This window comes from Capnocytophaga cynodegmi DSM 19736 (assembly GCF_000379185.1).
Classification (GTDB): Bacteria; Bacteroidota; Bacteroidia; order Flavobacteriales; family Flavobacteriaceae; genus Capnocytophaga; species Capnocytophaga cynodegmi.
Genome location: NZ_KB900726.1, coordinates 127,121 through 145,637, shown reverse-complemented (window position 1 = coordinate 145,637; position 18,517 = coordinate 127,121). Strand labels below are relative to the sequence as shown.

Below are 18,517 nucleotides of genomic sequence, written 5' to 3'. Positions count from 1 at the left end.
CGCAACCTTAATAAAAATGATTCAAGTAGAAAATTTACATAAATCTTTTAACGAAAATCCTGTTTTAAAAGGGATTTCGACTACTTTTGAAAAAGGAAAAACGAATTTGATTATCGGGCAAAGTGGTTCAGGTAAAACGGTTTTTCTCAAATCCTTATTAGGTCTTTTCATTCCTGACAAAGGGGATATTATTTACGACGGTGTTCGTTATGCTGAAATGAAACGTGACGAACGGACAAAATTACGACAAAAAATGGGAATGGTTTTTCAAGGAAGTGCTTTGTTCGATTCGATGACTGTGCTTGAAAACGTGATGTTTCCACTAAAAATGTTCTCGACAAAAACTAAAGACGAAATCCGAGAACGTGCCGATATGGTTCTCAATAGGGTAAATCTGATAAATGCCGAAAACAAGCTTCCTTCCGAAATTTCAGGAGGAATGCAGAAAAGAGTTGCTATTGCTCGTGCAATTGTGAATCGTCCTAATTATTTATTTTGTGACGAACCCAACTCTGGTCTCGACCCAAAAACAGCCATCGTAATAGATAACCTGATAAAAGAAATTACAGAAGAATTCAATATCACAACTGTCATTAACACCCACGATATGAATTCCGTAATGGAAATAGGAGAAAAAATCATCTTTCTCAAAAACGGATATAAAGAATGGGAGGGCTCCAAAGAAACTATTTTCAGAACCGATAATGAGGCCGTTACAGATTTTGTATATTCTTCTGAATTATTCAAAAAAGTTCGGAAAGCTTACCTTGATGAAGTCGACTCTGAAATGTAAAACTCTAATAATCAACATACACCAACGTTTTATGATGAAAAAAATTCTGATTTTATTTAGTTTCTTCCTCTCGCTTATGGCTTGGGGACAACAAAAACAACCCAACATCGTCATTATCATTTCTGACGACCATTCCTTTCAATCAATCGGAGCATACAATAAAGGTGAAACCTCGTATACTCCGAATATTGATAAATTGTCAGACCAAGGATTGACCTTTAATAAAGCATATGTAGCTAATTCAATTTGCGGTCCCAGCAGAGCTTGTATTCTGACAGGAAAATTTAGCCATAAAAACGGCTACACTGACAATGAAACTTCACATTACAATTCAAATCAACAGCAATTTGTAAATCTTCTGCAACAGAATGGTTATCAAACTGCTTGGATTGGAAAATATCACTTAGGAAAAGACCCAAAAGGATTTGATTTTTTCAAAATTTTGATTGGGCAAGGTCACTATTTCAATCCTGATTTTTACATCGAAGGAGGAAAAACAGTTCGTGAAGAAGGTTATGTTACTGAAGTTGTTGAAAACGAAGCAGAAAAGTGGCTTGACAATAGAAATACAGACAAACCTTTTTGCTTAATAGTGGGACATAAGGCAACACATCGTACTTGGATGCCTGATATTCAAGATTTGGGTTCTTTCGAAAATATAAATTTCCCTCTTCCTGACAATTTTTACGACGATTACAAAACTCGTATTCCAGCTTCACAACAAGAAATGAGCATCGCCAATCATATGATTATGGGATATGACTTGAAAATGTTTAGTCCTGGAGAAGAAGATAAAGATGGTAACTTTACTCGAATGACTCCCGAGCAAAGAAAAGCTTACAACGACTTTTATCACGCCATTCAGGCGGATTTTGAAAGGAAAAAACTCTCAGGAAAGGCACTTACCGAATGGAAATTCCAGCGTTATATGCGTGATTACTATGCAACTGCACTATCTCTTGATAGAAATATTGGTCGTATGATGGATTATTTGGACAAAAATAACCTATCTGACAACACCATAGTTATTTATCTTTCTGACCAAGGATTTTATATGGGAGAACACGGCTGGTATGATAAACGTTGGATGTATGAGGAATCATTCCGTACTCCAATGGTTATCAAGTATCCAAAGTACATCAAAAAACCACAGAGCACAGAAAGCTATGTTATGAACGTAGATATCGCACCCACCTTATTGGAAATGGCAGGTGTACCAATTCCTTCAGATGTACAAGGTAAATCTTTCTTATCTGTACTTAAAAAACCTTGCAAAAAAACACGTGAAACAGTTTATTATCATTATTATGAGAATGGTGAACACGCTGTTTCTCCGCATTTTGGCATAAAAGACAAACGCTATAAATTGATTCGTTTCTACAAAAGACACAATGGTTGGGAATTATACGATTTGAAAAAAGACCCTAAAGAAATGAACAACATTTATGGGCAAAAATCAAGTGAAAAAATCACCGAGCGAATGAAGAAAATTTTGCTAGATGAAATCAAAAGATTAGATGATAAAACAGCTTTAGAAACTTTCTACAAGGACTAAAGATTTTTTTTAAAAGACCTCACAAAAAATAATTCCTTTTAAGTGAGGTCTTTTTTTATTTTTAGCTTTTCATTTCCCACTTTTTTACTTATATTTGCAGTCAAAATTCAGGAGTGAAAAAATGAAATATCAAGAAAAGAAAAAAGCAGTCATCTTACTTGCTGACGGAACAGCTTTCTATGGGAAAAGTGTTGGTAATGAAGGAACTGTTTTTGGTGAGGTTTGTTTCAATACAGGAATGACAGGGTATCAGGAAATTTTTACTGACCCTTCGTATTATGGGCAAATTATGGTAACTGCCAATGCTCATATAGGCAACTACGGAGTTAATGATGATGAAAATGAATCTGATAACATTAAAATAGCTGGATTGGTTTGTCGAAATTTCAGTTACGATTACTCTCGCCCAAGTGCATCAGGCTCACTGAAAGATTTTTTTGATAAAACAAATCTGGTAGCCATTTGTGATGTGGATACTAGGGCTTTGGTGGCTCACATTCGTGATAATGGTTCAATGAATGCTGTCATTTCAACGGAAACCACCGACTTAACGATTCTTAAAGAAAAATTAAAACAAATTCCTGATATGAAAGGTTTAGAATTGGCTTCGAAAGTGTCAGTTACTGAACCTTATTTTTTTGGCAATGAGAACGCCACGTACAGGGTTGCCGCTCTTGACTTTGGAATCAAGAAAAATATTTTGAGAAATATGGCAAAACGCGATATGTACATAAAGGTTTTTCCGTATGACACTCCTCTGGAAGAGTTAAAGAAATGGAATCCTGATGGATATTTTCTATCAAACGGACCAGGAGACCCTGAGCCTCTAACAGAAGTTATTGCAAAAGTGAAACAAATGATAGCAGAGGATTTGCCTTTGTTCGGGATTTGCTTAGGACATCAAATCATTGCTTTGGCGAATGACGTTCCCACATTCAAAATGCATAACGGACACAGAGGAATCAATCACCCAGTAAAAAACTTACTCACAGGAAAAGGAGAAATAACCTCTCAAAATCACGGTTTTGCAGTAGACAGAAAACAAGCAGAAGCTAATAAAAATATTGAAATTACGCACGTTCACCTCAATGATGATACCATTATGGGAATTCGTGTTAAAGGCAAAAAATGTTTCAGCGTTCAGTATCACCCTGAAGCTGGACCAGGGCCAAACGATGCTACTTATCTGTTTGACCAATTTGCGGAAATGATGAAAAATAATTAGCAGATAAGAATTTTGCAATGAACGATTTGAGTTAAATCATTCTTAATTGAAAATTGTTAATCGATAAAAAGAAATTTTAATTAAATAATAGAAAATATGAGTATTATTGTAGGCGTACACGCACGACAAATTTTGGATTCAAGAGGAAATCCAACAGTAGAAGTTGATGTTATAACAGAAAACGGACATCTTGGAAGAGCAGCTGTTCCTTCAGGAGCTTCAACTGGTGAATATGAAGCAGTTGAGCTTCGTGACGGAGGGAAAGATTATATGGGTAAAGGTGTATTAAAAGCCGTTGCCAACGTTAACGAAATCATTGCTGAGGAAATTATTGGAATGAGTGTTTTCGAGCAAAATCTTATCGACAGAACAATGATTGAGCTTGATGGAACACCAAACAAATCAAAATTAGGAGCTAATGCAATCTTAGGTGTTTCTTTGGCTGTTGCAAAAGCTGCTGCTGCTGAATTGGATTTGCCTTTGTATCGTTATGTAGGTGGAGTTAGTGCACACACATTGCCTGTTCCAATGATGAACATCATCAATGGAGGTTCTCACTCTGATGCTCCGATTGCTTTCCAAGAGTTTATGATTATGCCTGTAAAAGCAAAAAACTTCTCTCAAGCTATCCAAATGGGAGCAGAAGTTTTCCATAACTTGAAAAAAGTATTGCACGACAGAGGATTAAGCACTGCTGTGGGTGACGAAGGAGGTTTTGCTCCAACTTTCGAAGGAACAGAAGACGCGTTAGATTCTATCAAAAAAGCAGTAGAAAATGCAGGTTACAAATGGGGCGAAGAAATTAAAATCGCTTTGGATTGTGCTTCATCAGAGTTCTACGCTGACGGAAAATACGATTACTCTAAATTTGAAGGAGCTTCAGGAAAAGTTCGTACAAGACAAGAGCAAGTTAATTACTTAGCTGAATTAGTTGAAAAATATCCAATTATCTCAATCGAGGATGGTATGGACCAAAACGACTGGGAAGGTTGGAAAATGCTTACCGAAAAAATCGGACACAAAGTACAATTGGTTGGAGATGACTTGTTTGTAACTAACGTATCTATTTTGGAGCGCGGAATTGAGAAAGGAATTGCTAATTCTATCTTGATTAAAGTAAACCAAATTGGTACACTTTCTGAAACTATTGCAGCAGTTGAAATGGCGCACAGAGCAGGTTACACTTCAGTGATGTCACACCGTTCTGGCGAAACCGAAGATAACACCATTGCCGATTTAGCGGTAGCCTTAAATACAGGGCAAATCAAAACAGGTTCGGCTTCACGTTCTGACCGTATGGCAAAATACAACCAATTGATTCGCATTGAAGAAGAATTAGGATTGGTAGCGTATTTCCCACAAGAAAAAGCTTTCAATGTAAAGTAATTTCTAAATAATTATAACAAAAAAGGCTATTTTAAAAAATAGCCTTTTTTTATACTTAACTTGGGTAAGTTTAACCAAATTGTTATCAACAAAAAGAGTGCATTTCATTCCCAAAAAGAAAGAAAAAATATTTTTTATAGATTTTTATATTTACTTCAACTAGTTTACTTCTGCACTAAGGCTCCACACTTTGTCACTTTTATTTCAAAATTTAACAAATAGTAGTATATTTGCGGAATATAACTCGTAAAAAATGCATAAAATAATCATTGCCATTGATGGATTTTCTTCAACTGGAAAAAGCTCCACAGCAAAAACCATTGCAAAAAAATTAGGATATGTGTACATTGATACAGGAGCAATGTATCGGGCAACCACGTATTTAGCTGTAAAAGAAGGTTATATAGCAGTCACTGGCTTAGAAAACGAAAAAACAAAGCAATTTGAAAATATAGTTCATATAGACAAAGAGAAACTAATCAAAAAACTGAAAAACAGCGATTTATCGTTCAAATACAATTCCGAATTAGGTTTTTCGGAAGTGTACCTTAATGGTAAAAATATTGAGCAGGAAATCCGAAGTATTGAAATTGCAAATCTGGTAAGTGAAATCGCTAAAATTCCCGAGATAAGAAGCTATTTAGTTGATTTACAGAGAAAAATGGGTGAGGAAAAGGGAATAGTTATGGACGGACGCGATATAGGAACAATCGTTTTTCCGAATGCTGAACTCAAAATTTTTATGACCGCTTCAGAGCAGATTCGTGCCGAGCGTCGGTTTAGAGAACTTCAGGAAAAGGGAGAAAACGTATCTTTTCAAGAAGTACTCAAAAACGTACAACAACGTGATTTTCTTGATACTACAAGAAAAGAATCTCCTTTGATAAAGGCTGATGATGTCATCGAAATTGATAATTCACATTTAACTTTTGAAGAACAAGTAAATAAAATCCTTCTTTTAGCAGAAGAAAAAATTAATAGCTTGTAATATTTACTTTTATTATGATTAAAGCTAAGAATATACATAAAACTTACGGAGATTTAGAAGTCCTAAAAGGAGTTGATATTCAAGTAAATAAAGGAGAAATCGTTTCAATAGTAGGAGCCTCAGGAGCAGGAAAAACTACTTTGCTTCATATTTTGGGTACGTTAGATTCTGTGAACAACAATCAAGATACTTCTTTATATATCAACAATATAGATATAAAAAGTTTATCATCAAAAGCCTTGTCAAAATTCCGAAACGAGCACATCGGATTTATTTTCCAGTTCCATCAGTTATTACCTGAGTTTACAGCACTGGAAAATGTTTGTATTCCAGCCTTTATAAAAGGAACTGCAAAAAAGGAAGCCGAAAAAAGAGCTAAAGAATTGCTATCATTTCTAAATTTATCTGATAGATTTAATCATAAGCCTAATGCCTTGTCGGGCGGGGAGCAACAACGAATTTCTGTGGCAAGAGCATTGATGAACCATCCTTCAGTAGTTTTCGCCGATGAGCCCAGCGGAAATTTAGATTCAGAAAGTGCTGATAATCTGCATCAATTATTTTTTGATTTACGAAAAACCTTTAACCAAACTTTCGTGATTGTAACTCACAATGAAGAACTTGCCAATATGGCAGACCGAAAATTAGTAATGCTTGACGGGAAATTTATATGAATTTCAACGAATTAAAATCTTTTCTTGACGAAAAAGTAGTACAATACAACCGCCCAGAATTTATTGAAACCGACCCTATTCAAATACCTAAAAATTTTTCTATCAAAGAAGATATTGAAATAGCAGGTTTCTTAGTTTCTGTTATTGCTTGGGGGCAACGTAAAACAATCATTTCCAGCGGAATGAAGCTAATGGAATTGTTTGGTAATTCACCTTATGATTTTGTGATGTCGCATTCAGAAAGTGATTTAGAACGATTGGAAAAATTTGTTCATCGTACTTTTAATGGTCAAGATTTGGAGCAATTCGTAATAAGCCTCAAAAATGTATATACCCATCATAATGGACTGGAAAAAGCTTTCGCAAGTAGCATTGAAAATGACAACTTGCAACTAGGAATTTCAAATTTTAAGCAATTATTTTTCAACGATTTAAAACACACAAGAACTCTAAAACACTTACCTGACCCTCGTAAAGGTTCGGTTGCAAAACGTATTAATATGTTCCTGCGTTGGATGGTTCGGAAAGATAATTCAGGTGTTGATTTTGGAATTTGGCAAGAAATTTCCCCCTCAATGTTATCCTGCCCGTTAGATGTACATTCAGGAAATGTAGCTCGAAGTTTAGGACTTATAACTCACCCCAAAAATGATGTAAAAGCCCTAACAGAACTCGACAATCATTTACGAAAATTCGATCCCAAAGACCCCGCAAAATATGACTTTGCCCTTTTCGGAATTGGAGTATTCAATGATTTAGATTTTAAATAAATAGCTAATCCTCAATCAATTTAACGCCATAAATGGAATCAAAAATTGATTTGGTTTGCTCTACCTCGCTATTGCGTACCTCAACAGAAATTGTGCAGTTCATTTCCATTTTCTGACTGATAATCTGCAAATTACGCTCTTTAATTACACGCATCACTTTGTTCATATCCTTGTAATCAAAAACAAGTGTGAGTGTCTGTGTGATTATTTTTTCAACAATTTCAGCTTCTTGTAATGTTAGTTGTGCTGATGTTTTATAGGCTTGAACCAATCCGCCAACCCCTAATTTAATTCCACCGAAATAACGAACCACTATTACCAGAACGTCAGTAAGTTCAAAAGATTGTATTTGTCCGTAAATAGGAATACCTGCTGAATTATTAGGCTCTCCATCGTCATTAGCTCGGTAATGTTGCTTACTTCCGTATCCCAATTGCCAAGCGTAACACCAATGCCGTGCCGAATAATGTTCCTTTTTTACCGCTTCAAGATGTTGCTTTATCTCCTCTTCGGTTTTTACAGGAAATACATATCCCAAAAACTTACTACTTTTTTCCTTAAATATAATTTCTTTAACAGGATTTGCTATTGTTTTAAAAGTATCTTCCATAAAAATCATTATTGTTTAATTTATAAGTTGCTATAAATAAACAATGTATCTTCATCGAACTCCCTAACTTCTTTCAATGTTTTTTTCTGAAAATCAGGAGATTTTAACCCTTTTTCAAAGCAAATATTTCCCACAAATACAAATGCTTCATCCCACAAATTAGCCTCTATGAATTGTTGTAAAACACTTCTACCTCCTTCAACTATTAGGCTCTGTATATTCTTCTCAAACAATACATTACAAATCTGTTGAGGCAAATTTGCTGAAAAATCAATTTTATGAAAAGAGGTATTCTTAAATGATTCATTATTCACTTTTTCAGAAATAAACAATGTTGATTGTTCATCATTCCAAACCAAAAAATTTCGTGGTATTTTCAAATCCTTATCAATAACTACACGTAGTAAGTTTCCTCCAAACCAATCACGTACATTTAGTTTAGGATTATCGTGCAAAATTGTATTTGTCCCAACCAAGATTGCTTGTTCTTCACTTCTTATTTTATGAACATACTGCCTTGAATAGAAATTAGTTATCCATTTTGGATCTAATTTGTCTTTGGTTTCAGGAGCCATAAAACCATCACGAGTTTCTGCCCACTTTAGGAAGATATAAGGTCGTTTTTTCTGATGAAAAGTAAAGAAACGCTTATTAAGTTCCTGGCATTCCTTTTCCAATACTCCTACAATTACCTCACAACCAGCTTCTTTCAGTTTTGCAATTCCTGTACCAGAAACTTTTGCAAATGGGTCGGTAGTTCCTATAACTATTTTGGGAATTTTATATTTGATTATCAAATCACTACACGGAGGAGTTTTACCAAAATGGCTACAAGGCTCCAAACTGACATAGAGCGTACCTTTAGGCAACAGACTTTTATCTTTTACCGAACGAATGGCATTTACCTCAGCGTGTGGTTCTCCCGCTCTTCTGTGCCACCCCTCACCTATTATTTTATCTTGATGAACGATTACACAGCCTACCATCGGATTGGGATATGTGCTACCTAAACCATTGTAAGCTAACTGAATACATCTATTCATCATTTTAGTATCAAAATCAATCATTTCCAAAATCAAAATCCACTTTCTCTTTATGCAAAATTAAAAGATTTTGTAAAAAATAAAATATTTCTCCCTTTGAAAATTTTTAAATACCTTTGTAAACCAATCCAAATTCTTATGAAGAAATACATCCTTTTTTTTCTACTCGCTTTCAATACAATATGTTATGGAGGAATTGATCATTTGCTACCAAAACCTCAGCAAATAGAACCAAACGGACAAGCCTTTCACATCCAAAAAATACGTTTGGAAACTCCAGTTCTGCAAAAACAATGGCAAAAATTTATTTCGGAAATGGGTGGAGAAATTTCATCTTCTTCTGGGCAAATTATTGAAGTAAAAATAGTTAAAGATATCCCTGAGGCAAAAATAAACAAAAATGAGGCTTATACTTTGCTTGTATCAAAACAAAAAATACAAATTGAAGCTATTACAGAAAAAGGTGTCTATTGGGCAATTCAAACACTCCGACAATTGAAATCTTCCAAAGGTGAAAATTCTTATTTTGAGGGTTGCTCAATTGTAGATTATCCTACATTTCGCATACGTGGATTTATGCAAGATGTAGGTCGTACATTCATTTCTTTGGAAGAACTAAAGCAAGAAATTTCTATACTTTCACAATACAAAATCAATGTTTTCCACTGGCATTTAACTGAAAATCAAGGATGGAGATTGGAAAGTAAACGCTATCCAGTTTTAAATGATAGTTTAAGTTACGAGCGAATGCATTCCAAATTCTATACTTTAGATGAAGTGAAAGAACTTGTCTATTTTTGCAAACAACACAATGTACTTTTGATTCCTGAAATTGATATGCCAGGACATAGCTTGGCTTTCAGAAAAGCTTTTAAATGCGATATGCAAACCGAAAAAGGAATGCAAATTTTGAAAGAATTGATTGATGAGATGTTGCCTTATTTTGATGTTCCATACTTTCATATTGGCACCGATGAAGTGGAATTCACAAATCCTAATTTTGTTCCCGAAATGGTACGCTTCATACGAGAGAGAGGTAAAAAAGTAATTTCGTGGAATCCAGGCTGGAACTACAAAACTGGAGAAATTGATATGACACAATTGTGGAGCTATCGTGGCAAAGCCCAAAAAGGTATCCCAGCCATTGATTCTCGTTTGCATTACATCAATCACTTCGACGCTTTTGCTGATTTGGTAGCCTTGTACAACAGCCGAATTTTAAACGTTGAAAAGGGTGATGATGACCACGCAGGAAGCATTATAGCAATTTGGCACGACCGATTTATCACCAATGAAAGAGAAATCATAATTCAAAATAATTTCTATCCATCAATGTTAGCTTTGGCAGAACGTTCGTGGATTGGAGGTGGCTTAGAATATTTTGACGACAAAGGAACAAATCTCTTTTCTGAAAAAGATGAAAATTTCATCGCCTTTCAGAATTTTGAACATCGTATGTTGTGGCACAAAAAGCAATATTTCAGCAACTTGCCTTTCGCTTATGTAAAACAGACACATATCAAATGGCGAATTACAGATGCTTTCCCTAATGAAGGTAATTTATTAAAAGTTTTTCCTCCCGAAAAAGAAAATTTCGCCAAAAATTATCTTTACAACGGAAAAAATTACTCCACGAAAGAAGTGTTTGGCTCAGGTGTTTATTTACGTCACGTTTGGGGAAATATTGTAAAAAGCTTTTATGAAAATCCACAACCCAACCATACAACATACGCTTACACCTATGTATATTCACCTAAAAAACAAATAGTTGGATTATGGGCAACAACGCAGAATTACAGTCGCTCCGAGAAAGACTTACCTCCTCCACAAGGAAAATGGGATTACAAAGAAAGTAAAATTTGGATTAATGAAAATGAAATTCTTCCTCCAAAATGGGCTTCTTCTCATAAAGAAAAATCAAATGAAATTCCATTGACTAACGAGAATTTTGAAGTACGTTCACCTATTCCAATAACATTGAAAAAGGGTTGGAATAAAATTCTGTTAAAACTTCCCATTGAGAAATTTTCAACCAACGAGATTCGACTCGTGAAGTGGCACTTCAATTTTGCTTTTGTTACATTAGATGGTAAAAGAGAAATTGATGGATTGATTTTCAGAACTGAAGGTTTATCACAAATAAAATCAGCTTTGTAACAAAAGCTGACTTTTGAATTTTTAAACCTTTATTTTTTCGGAATTTTTATATAATACGTTTTTCCACTTTTGTTATCCAATTTACGGTCACGAAGCCACGTATTGTGTATTTTTAATTCCTTGTAGGTAATATTATGTTTTTTAGCGAAATCAACTAAGCTGGTTATACTCGTATCGACCTTTACATTGAAAGTTGGCACCTCATTGTAAAGATGTCGTTCCTCAAAATTAAATCCGTAACGCTTTGGATTTTTCATAATTTCCTTAACTGCTAAAATCCGAAAAACGTAACGTGAAGTTTCCGAGTTAAGCCATAAATCATAATAGTTTGAAGTCTGCTGAGCTGTAATTTGATTATTCATTCCAGCAATCCCTGCGTTGTATGCCGCTGCTGCCATTGTCCAGCTTCCTGTACTTTGTTTTGCCTTTTTCAGATAATCACACGCTGCTTGAGTTGCTTTTTCCAGATGGTAACGCTCGTCAACTGTGCTACTTACTTCCAACCCGTGTTCAATAGCTGCTGCCTTCATAAATTGCCAAAAACCGCTAGCTCCCGAAGGAGACACAACGTCTAAAAGTCCGCTTTCAATTAAAGCCAAATATTTAAAATCATCAGGAATTCCATTTCGTTTTAAAATTGGTTCGATAATTGGAAAATACTTATTAGAACGTTTGATTAATAGCAACCCATTGGACTGCCAGTACGTATTGACCAAAAATTCTCTGTCCAAACGCTCATAAACATCTGGAATTTCCAATGGGACTCTCTCTCCTGCAAAATCTATTTCTGAAGGTAAATCAATTGCATAAACATTATACACATTGGTTGTACCATTAAGAGTATCTGTTTGATTTTCAAAAATGTTATTCTTCTCGGTTGTTACAGCCACAGCATTAATAAGAAATCCTGCTACTAAAACAATCCCCGAAATATAAAATACGTTTCGTAAAATCCTCTTCATCTTTCTCTAAAAAATATAAATTAGTGCTTTTTTATCTAAAACATCAACACAAGCATAAAAAATTATGATTATCTGTGCGGATGTGCAAATATCCCAATATTTTTTTGATTAACGAAAGGATTTCATATTTCTTTTTTGGATATTAGAATTTTTACTCTTACTTTTGATAAAAATTACGATTAAATTATGATATACCGCTCAAAAATCAAAGGATTAGGATTTTATGTCCCTGACAATATAGTTACCAACGATGATTTATCAAAGTTAATGGATACGAGTGATGCTTGGATTCAGGAACGTACAGGAATTCAACAACGAAGACACGTCATCAAAGGAAAGGATACTACAACCAGTATGGGAGTTAAAGCAAGTTTGAAAGCTATCGAAAATGCAGAAATTGACAAAAACGATATTGATTTCATCATTTTCGCAACCTTAAGCCCTGATTATTACTTTCCTGGTTGTGGAGTTTTGGTTCAGAGAGAATTAGGATTAAAAACCATAGGAGCTTTAGACATCAGAAATCAATGCTCAGGATTTGTTTATGCTCTTTCCATTGCTGACCAGTACATAAAAACAGGAATGTACAAAAACATTTTGATTATTGGTTCTGAAACACATTCTCCTGGTTTGGACTTTTCCACACGAGGACGAAATGTTTCTGTTATTTTTGGAGATGGAGCTGGTGCAGCCATTGTATCACGGGAAGAAAATCCAGAAAAAGGGATTTTATCTACTCATTTACATAGCGAAGGTACTCACGCAGAAGAATTAGCTCTTATTGCCCCTGGAATTGGAAAACGATGGGTTACAGATATCGTAGCGGAAAACAATCCTGACGATGTGAGTTATTTTCCGTATATGAACGGACAACACGTTTTCAAAAATGCGGTAGTTCGTTTTTCTGAAGTTATCCAAGAAGGACTCAAAACCAATGGATTAACTCAAAAAGACATAAATATGTTAATTCCACATCAAGCTAATTTACGTATTTCGCAATTCATTCAGCAAAAATTTGAATTAACAGATGACCAAATTTACAACAACATTACAAAGTACGGAAACACCACAGCGGCTTCCATTCCTATAGCTCTAACGGAAGCTTATCAATTAGGAAAAATTAAAGATGGTGACTTGGTAGTGTTAGCTGCCTTTGGTAGTGGATTCACTTGGGCGAGTGCCATAATACGATGGTGACGCATTTTGAAAAATTATATATTAAAAACCTAAAAAAGATAATGTTATGAAGCTTTTTAACAATTTACTATTCAGGGTTTTCATAGCCATATTAATCGGGATTGTTGTTGGGCTATATGCTCCTCTTTGGCTAAATCGTGCTTTTGTAACTTTCAACAAATTATTTGGAAGTTTTCTTGGTTTTTCAATTCCATTAATCATTATGGGACTTGTAATGCCTGCCATTGCCGAACTCGGTAAAAATGCAGGAAAACTACTGCTTGTAACTGTTATTATTGCCTATTCATTCACTATTTTTTCAGGATTTTCTACTTATTTTGTAGGAAGTGCTTTGTTTCCTGCTGTAATTGGTGAACAAACTCTAAACTCACCAACGCAAGAAACAATTGAACGTTCTCTAAATCCATTTTTCACCATTAACATTCCTCCAATACTCGACGTTATGAGTGCCTTAGTACTTGCATTTATGATTGGTATTGGCTTGTCATTGAAAAGTAATTCAACCTTAGGAAATGTTCTGAAAGATTTTAAAGACATCATTACTCTTGTCATTGGAAAAGTTATTATTCCACTTTTACCTCTTTACATTATGAGTATTTTCTCTGAAATTGCTTACGGCGGAAAAGTTGTTTCAGTAATAAATGTATTCTTTAAAGTAATTGGAATTATCTTTCTGATGCACATTGCATTACTGATATTACAATTCGTTCTAGCAGGATTAATCTCAGGAAAAAATCCAATAAAATCACTCCTCACGATGATGCCTGCATATGCAACAGCCCTTGGAACACAATCCTCAGCGGCAACAATTCCAGTCACCTTGAGGCAAGTCATCAAAATGGGCGTTCCTGAACGTATCGCAAGTTTTGTAGTTCCTCTTTGTGCCACTATCCATCTTTCAGGAAGTACAATGAAAATAACCGCCTGTGCGATGGCTTTATTACTTATGGAAGGACAAACTATTGAATTTGAATCTTTTTCAGGACTTATTATGATGCTTGGAATAATGATGATTGCTGCTCCAGGTGTTCCTGGTGGAGCAATAATGGCTGCACTCGGGCTTTTACAATCAATGTTAGGGTTTGATACTCAGCAACAAGCTCTTATGATTGCTCTTTATATAGCAATGGACAGCTTCGGAACAGCTTGTAATGTAACTGGAGATGGAGCTGTATGTCTTATCGTGAATAAAATCAACAAATTATATAGAAAAGAATAAAAAAGACACAAATAAAATAAGGCTTTTTTCAAATTAAAGAAGTATCTTTGCAAACTTTTAAAAGTGAATTATTAAGAACTAATATTAAGGAAATGGCAAATAAACATATTTCGGAAGAAGATGCATTGGGAGACAACCACGTATGTACTTCTGCAAAAACTCCCCTACGTACTGATGCATTCGAAAAAACTGATGCTGAGAAAATTAGCATAATTGAAGAAAACATAAGGCAAATAATGCATACTTTAGGCTTAGACCTAACCGATGATAGTCTAAAAGGAACTCCAAAACGAGTTGCCAAAATGTTCGTCAAAGAAATTTTTGGAGGATTACACCCCGATCGTCGCCCTTCGGCATCTACTTTTGATAATAGTTATCAATATGGAGAAATGTTGGTTGAAAAAAATATCGTAGTGTATTCCACTTGCGAACATCACCTTCTGCCTATTGTAGGAAGGGCTCACGTGGGATATATTTCTAACGGAAAAGTCATCGGTCTGTCGAAAATGAACCGAATTGTTGAGTATTACGCAAAACGTCCACAAGTTCAAGAACGTTTGACTTTGCAAATTGTTCAGGAAATGCAACAAGCCTTAGGAACAGAAGACGTAGCTTGTGTGATTGATGCCAAACATTTATGCGTTAATTCGAGAGGAATCAAGGATATTGAAAGTAGTACAGTCACTGCCGAATTCGGAGGGAAGTTCAAAGACCCTGAAGTTCGCAAGGAATTTTTAGAATATATCAAACTCAATACAAAGTATTAATATCTAATTGTTTAAAAGTTAAAAATCAACGATTTTATTTAAAAATCGTTGATTTTTTGTTTTTTATCTCACCCATTTTTCCATTTGTTGTTGTAATTTTTGGGCTTCTTCACGGGATTTTTCGGCAAAATCAGTACCATTGGAAGCATAAATGATTCCTCTTGAAGAGTTTATCAGCAAACCATTGTCTGCATTGAGTCCATACTCACAAACCTCGTCCAAACTACCGCCTTGAGCTCCTACACCGGGAACCAACAGAAAGTGATTCGGCACAATCTTACGGATTTCTTTCAGATATTCGGCTTTGGTAGCTCCTACTACGTACATCAAATTCTGACTATTTTCCCACGTTAAAGAAGTCTGCAATACTTTTTTATAAAGCTCCTCATTATTTACCATTTGTGTTTGAAAATCAAAAGCTCCCGCATTGGAAGTCAATGCCAAAAGTATGGTAATTTTATCTTCAAAAGCTAAAAAGGGCTCTACCGAATCCTTTCCCATATATGGAGCTACCGTAACGCTATCGAACTGCAAATCATTGAAAAAAGCCTTAGCATACATTGCCGACGTATTGCCGATATCGCCACGTTTCGCATCAGCGATGGTAAATATATCAGGGTGATTTTCATTGATATATGTGATAGTTTTTGCTAATGATTGCCAACCTTTCACTCCATAAGCCTCATAAAATGCCGTATTGGGTTTGTAAGCCACCGCGAAAGAGTGTGTCGCATCGATAATGGATTTGTTGAACTCAAAAATAGGGTCTTCGGTTTGTAACAAATGTGAAGGAACTTTTGTCAAATCCACATCAAGTCCTACACATAAGAATGATTTCTTTTTCCGTATTTGATTTACTAGTTTTTGTAATGTCATATACTGATACTTTTTATTTTTATGGTGTTATAATGCTGTAATTACGATGATTTCTCCTTTAAAACAGAAAAAATATTGCCTTTTGAGCCTCCAAAGATACGTGTTTTTAGGTAGTCTTTTATGTTATATACTTTCAATTAAGTAATTTATATTCTTTTTATTTTTCAGATTTTGGATTTTATTTTTAAGACAATTATTTTTTCTCTATTTTCTCTTCTCAAAACAGATATCTATTTTTTATCAATTACAAAAACTCTCACACCAACCATTCTACATTAATTACATCATCTTCAATCTCATAACTTTTCTCTTGCAAAGATTGTAATACTTTTTGGGAGAACTCATAAAATGAATTTGCAATCACTACCTCATCACTTTCCATATCAATACCCGACCAAAGTTGCACAATTTGCCCAGAAATTCCCTTACTGGTAGGATTTAAATCAATGAAAATCCGTTGTGTACCATTGAAATTGGCAAAAGGTATCCACCCCTTGTTCCAAATGCTAGGTTGAATTTTATTTGGCGTTATCCAATCGATAACTTCCTCATCTTCAAATGCCATTTCATAATCCGAAATGATTTCATCAACAGAAAGTAATACATTATACCCCACAAAAAGAATTTCATACCACTGATGATTTTGTCCGTTAAACGTACGAAGATAATTTTTGAAATCCTCAGGTAATTTTTGACCTGTAATTGATTCTAAATGATGTATTTTCTCTTCTTCAGCTGGTAGATTGAAACTTTTTCCTATTTGTGGACTAATCTTTTCAAGTTCCTCGCGTATTTTCTGCCAGATTATTTGTATTTCCATAAAGTGAATTTGTTATTTTTTAACTATCCATTTTCTATAATCACATTTTACAGATAAATTTTCTATTTAATTTTTTATCAAAATAAATTTATTTTACTTTTTATACTCCACTTTTTCCAAAGTTATAGGATCTGGATTTTGCGTTACCCATAACACAGCCAATTTTGCTAATTCAAATGAGTTTTCTCCGTCATCATCACCTTCATAAAGAAATGTTTTTAGCTCTTTAGCTTTTTCCATTGCTGTTTCTTGTAGTGGATTTCCCTTTTGGAAATAATCAATCATTGCCGAAAGCATCTTTTTGAAATGTTTATCCCAATTACCTGCTCCATTTCGCAATATTTCATCACGAATTTTTCCAGAAATTCGGATAACTTCTCCTTGAATTGTTTTTGCACTGCCTGAACTTGGCACTAAAAAGCTCCAAAGATATTCAAATTGCTTTTCTAATGGCTCATTCGGAACGATTATAGGTGCAATTCCGTCGTGTTGAATGCGTTTTGCCACAGGTTTAACCTTAAATAACGTATAAAGTTCCTGTAAGCCGTTTTCTGTATCTTCCAAAAACTCTGGATTGAAACGTTCGCGATGAAACTCAAAATTTTCACCGATGGAAATCACCCGTTCCTGAGCAAATTTGGTAACTTTTTCACCCAACTCAAGCAATAATGCCGCACTTTTTGCAACTTTTGGAATATCTGCATTCTGACATCTGTTTAACATTTCTTGTAAAGGTGTGAAACCTCTATCATTTTTAGCAAAAATATCTGCTCCTTGCTCAGCTAATAGCTTTGTCACTTCAAATCTGCCTGATGCAGCGTGTAAAACTCTATTTTTATACTTGTCAGAAGTGTGAATATTCGCTCCTAATGCCAATAAAGTACGCACTCTTTCAACATCATTCACAGAAGAATGATACCACAGAGCCGTTCTTCCATAAGAATCTGTCGCCTCAATATTAGCTCCATTTTCTATCAGCCATTGTATCCATTCTGCTGGAATACCATAAAAGCAAAGTGCTGGTTTTTTGATATAATCTCGCTCATAAGCATTGATATCGCATTTTTCAAATACTTTTTTGAATGCTTCAAAATCTTTATCTTCCAGTACTTTATAAATATCACTTGGAAGAGTTGCTCTTTTTTTTGCCATACGTTAAATGGTATTTAGTATTATAATTTTTAGAGGTATTATAAAAAGTATTATGTATGTTTTTTATGTCAGACATAGCAAACCCAAAGCCTATTTGTATTTAAACTTTGACTTGGCTTAGTTTAACAGAAACTATTATCGGATTGCTCGTCCAAACATTTGTAAAAATTGAGGCTCATCGGCAAGAGCGTATTTTGCATAACTATAAAGTTCACGTGTCCATTTATCGAGGGCTTCAAAGGCTTTGTTTTATCTGTTTTATATTCAACTTGCTATACTAGGAAGAATCTTTATTCTTTGCTACTTTAATCTCCTCCCTCAGC

Annotated in this window: 17 protein-coding genes; 11 read left to right on the top strand and 6 right to left on the bottom strand. The window is 34.8% G+C overall.

What is annotated here, in order from left to right; genetic code table 11:
- Positions 1-16 precede the first annotated feature (16 nt).
- The 7 genes from YW9_RS0108200 to YW9_RS0108170 all read left to right on the top strand — a co-directional run bounded on the left by YW9_RS0108200 (position 17) and on the right by YW9_RS0108170 (position 7,391).
- Positions 17-793 (top strand): ABC transporter ATP-binding protein, encoded by a 777-nt coding sequence (locus YW9_RS0108200; RefSeq protein ID WP_018279697.1) that lies wholly within the window; start codon positions 17-19, stop codon positions 791-793.
- A gap of 34 nt (positions 794-827) precedes the next feature.
- Entirely contained in the window at positions 828-2,348 is a 1,521-nt protein-coding gene (locus YW9_RS0108195; protein ID WP_081615901.1) for a sulfatase family protein, read from the top strand.
- Between the two features lie 121 nt (positions 2,349-2,469).
- On the top strand, positions 2,470-3,573 hold the full coding sequence (carA, locus tag YW9_RS0108190; RefSeq protein WP_018279695.1) for a glutamine-hydrolyzing carbamoyl-phosphate synthase small subunit: 1,104 nt from the start codon (positions 2,470-2,472) through the stop codon (positions 3,571-3,573).
- A gap of 96 nt (positions 3,574-3,669) precedes the next feature.
- Positions 3,670-4,959 carry a phosphopyruvate hydratase gene (gene eno / locus YW9_RS0108185; RefSeq protein WP_018279694.1) on the top strand — a complete coding sequence of 430 codons (1,290 nt, stop codon included), beginning with the start codon at positions 3,670-3,672 and terminating at the stop codon, positions 4,957-4,959.
- 253 nt (positions 4,960-5,212) lie between these two features.
- A complete protein-coding gene (cmk, locus tag YW9_RS0108180) occupies positions 5,213-5,947 on the top strand; it encodes a (d)CMP kinase (protein ID WP_018279693.1) in 735 nt (244 codons plus the stop codon).
- Between the two features lie 14 nt (positions 5,948-5,961).
- Complete coding sequence (locus YW9_RS0108175) at positions 5,962-6,621, top strand: ABC transporter ATP-binding protein (RefSeq protein ID WP_018279692.1); 660 nt, start codon at positions 5,962-5,964, stop codon at positions 6,619-6,621.
- Entirely contained in the window at positions 6,618-7,391 is a 774-nt protein-coding gene (locus tag YW9_RS0108170; protein WP_018279691.1) for a TIGR02757 family protein, read from the top strand. The genes YW9_RS0108175 and YW9_RS0108170 overlap by 4 nt, the downstream gene beginning before the upstream one ends.
- A gap of 4 nt (positions 7,392-7,395) precedes the next feature.
- On the opposite strand, the gene YW9_RS0108165 is transcribed toward YW9_RS0108170, so the two are convergent.
- Both YW9_RS0108165 and ribD read right to left on the bottom strand, forming a co-directional pair.
- Positions 7,396-8,001 (bottom strand): IMPACT family protein, encoded by a 606-nt coding sequence (locus YW9_RS0108165; protein WP_026193914.1) that lies wholly within the window; start codon positions 7,999-8,001, stop codon positions 7,396-7,398.
- Between the two features lie 20 nt (positions 8,002-8,021).
- On the bottom strand, positions 8,022-9,047 hold the full coding sequence (gene ribD / locus YW9_RS0108160) for a bifunctional diaminohydroxyphosphoribosylaminopyrimidine deaminase/5-amino-6-(5-phosphoribosylamino)uracil reductase RibD (RefSeq protein WP_040353997.1): 1,026 nt from the start codon (positions 9,045-9,047) through the stop codon (positions 8,022-8,024).
- A gap of 135 nt (positions 9,048-9,182) precedes the next feature.
- Between ribD and YW9_RS0108155 the strand changes: the two genes are divergently transcribed.
- Positions 9,183-11,201, top strand: coding sequence for a family 20 glycosylhydrolase (locus YW9_RS0108155; RefSeq protein ID WP_018279688.1), 2,019 nt, complete (start codon positions 9,183-9,185; stop codon positions 11,199-11,201).
- A gap of 29 nt (positions 11,202-11,230) precedes the next feature.
- Here the strand turns inward: YW9_RS0108155 and YW9_RS0108150 are convergent, their stop codons facing one another.
- A complete protein-coding gene (locus YW9_RS0108150) occupies positions 11,231-12,163 on the bottom strand; it encodes a transglycosylase SLT domain-containing protein (RefSeq protein WP_018279687.1) in 933 nt (310 codons plus the stop codon).
- A 186-nt stretch (positions 12,164-12,349) separates the two neighbouring features.
- Here YW9_RS0108150 and YW9_RS0108145 point away from each other — a divergent pair, with 186 nt between their 5' ends.
- The 3 genes from YW9_RS0108145 (at position 12,350) to folE (ending at position 15,346) form a co-directional block, all read left to right on the top strand.
- Positions 12,350-13,360, top strand: coding sequence for a 3-oxoacyl-ACP synthase III family protein (locus tag YW9_RS0108145; protein ID WP_018279686.1), 1,011 nt, complete (start codon positions 12,350-12,352; stop codon positions 13,358-13,360).
- A 46-nt stretch (positions 13,361-13,406) separates the two neighbouring features.
- Positions 13,407-14,579: a dicarboxylate/amino acid:cation symporter gene (locus YW9_RS0108140; RefSeq protein ID WP_018279685.1), complete on the top strand. Its 1,173-nt coding sequence runs from the start codon at positions 13,407-13,409 to the stop codon at positions 14,577-14,579.
- A 92-nt stretch (positions 14,580-14,671) separates the two neighbouring features.
- Positions 14,672-15,346: a GTP cyclohydrolase I FolE gene (folE, locus tag YW9_RS0108135; protein ID WP_040353995.1), complete on the top strand. Its 675-nt coding sequence runs from the start codon at positions 14,672-14,674 to the stop codon at positions 15,344-15,346.
- A gap of 63 nt (positions 15,347-15,409) precedes the next feature.
- Here folE and pyrF read toward each other — a convergent pair whose 3' ends face one another.
- The 3 genes from pyrF to YW9_RS0108120 form a co-directional block, all read right to left on the bottom strand.
- Positions 15,410-16,222 (bottom strand): orotidine-5'-phosphate decarboxylase, encoded by an 813-nt coding sequence (gene pyrF / locus YW9_RS0108130; RefSeq protein ID WP_018279683.1) that lies wholly within the window; start codon positions 16,220-16,222, stop codon positions 15,410-15,412.
- A gap of 256 nt (positions 16,223-16,478) precedes the next feature.
- Positions 16,479-17,042, bottom strand: a complete 564-nt coding sequence (locus tag YW9_RS0108125) for an SMI1/KNR4 family protein (RefSeq protein WP_018279682.1) — start codon at positions 17,040-17,042, stop codon at positions 16,479-16,481.
- Between the two features lie 93 nt (positions 17,043-17,135).
- Positions 17,136-18,194 (bottom strand): ankyrin repeat domain-containing protein, encoded by a 1,059-nt coding sequence (locus YW9_RS0108120; RefSeq protein ID WP_018279681.1) that lies wholly within the window; start codon positions 18,192-18,194, stop codon positions 17,136-17,138.
- Positions 18,195-18,517: the final 323 nt, after the last annotated feature.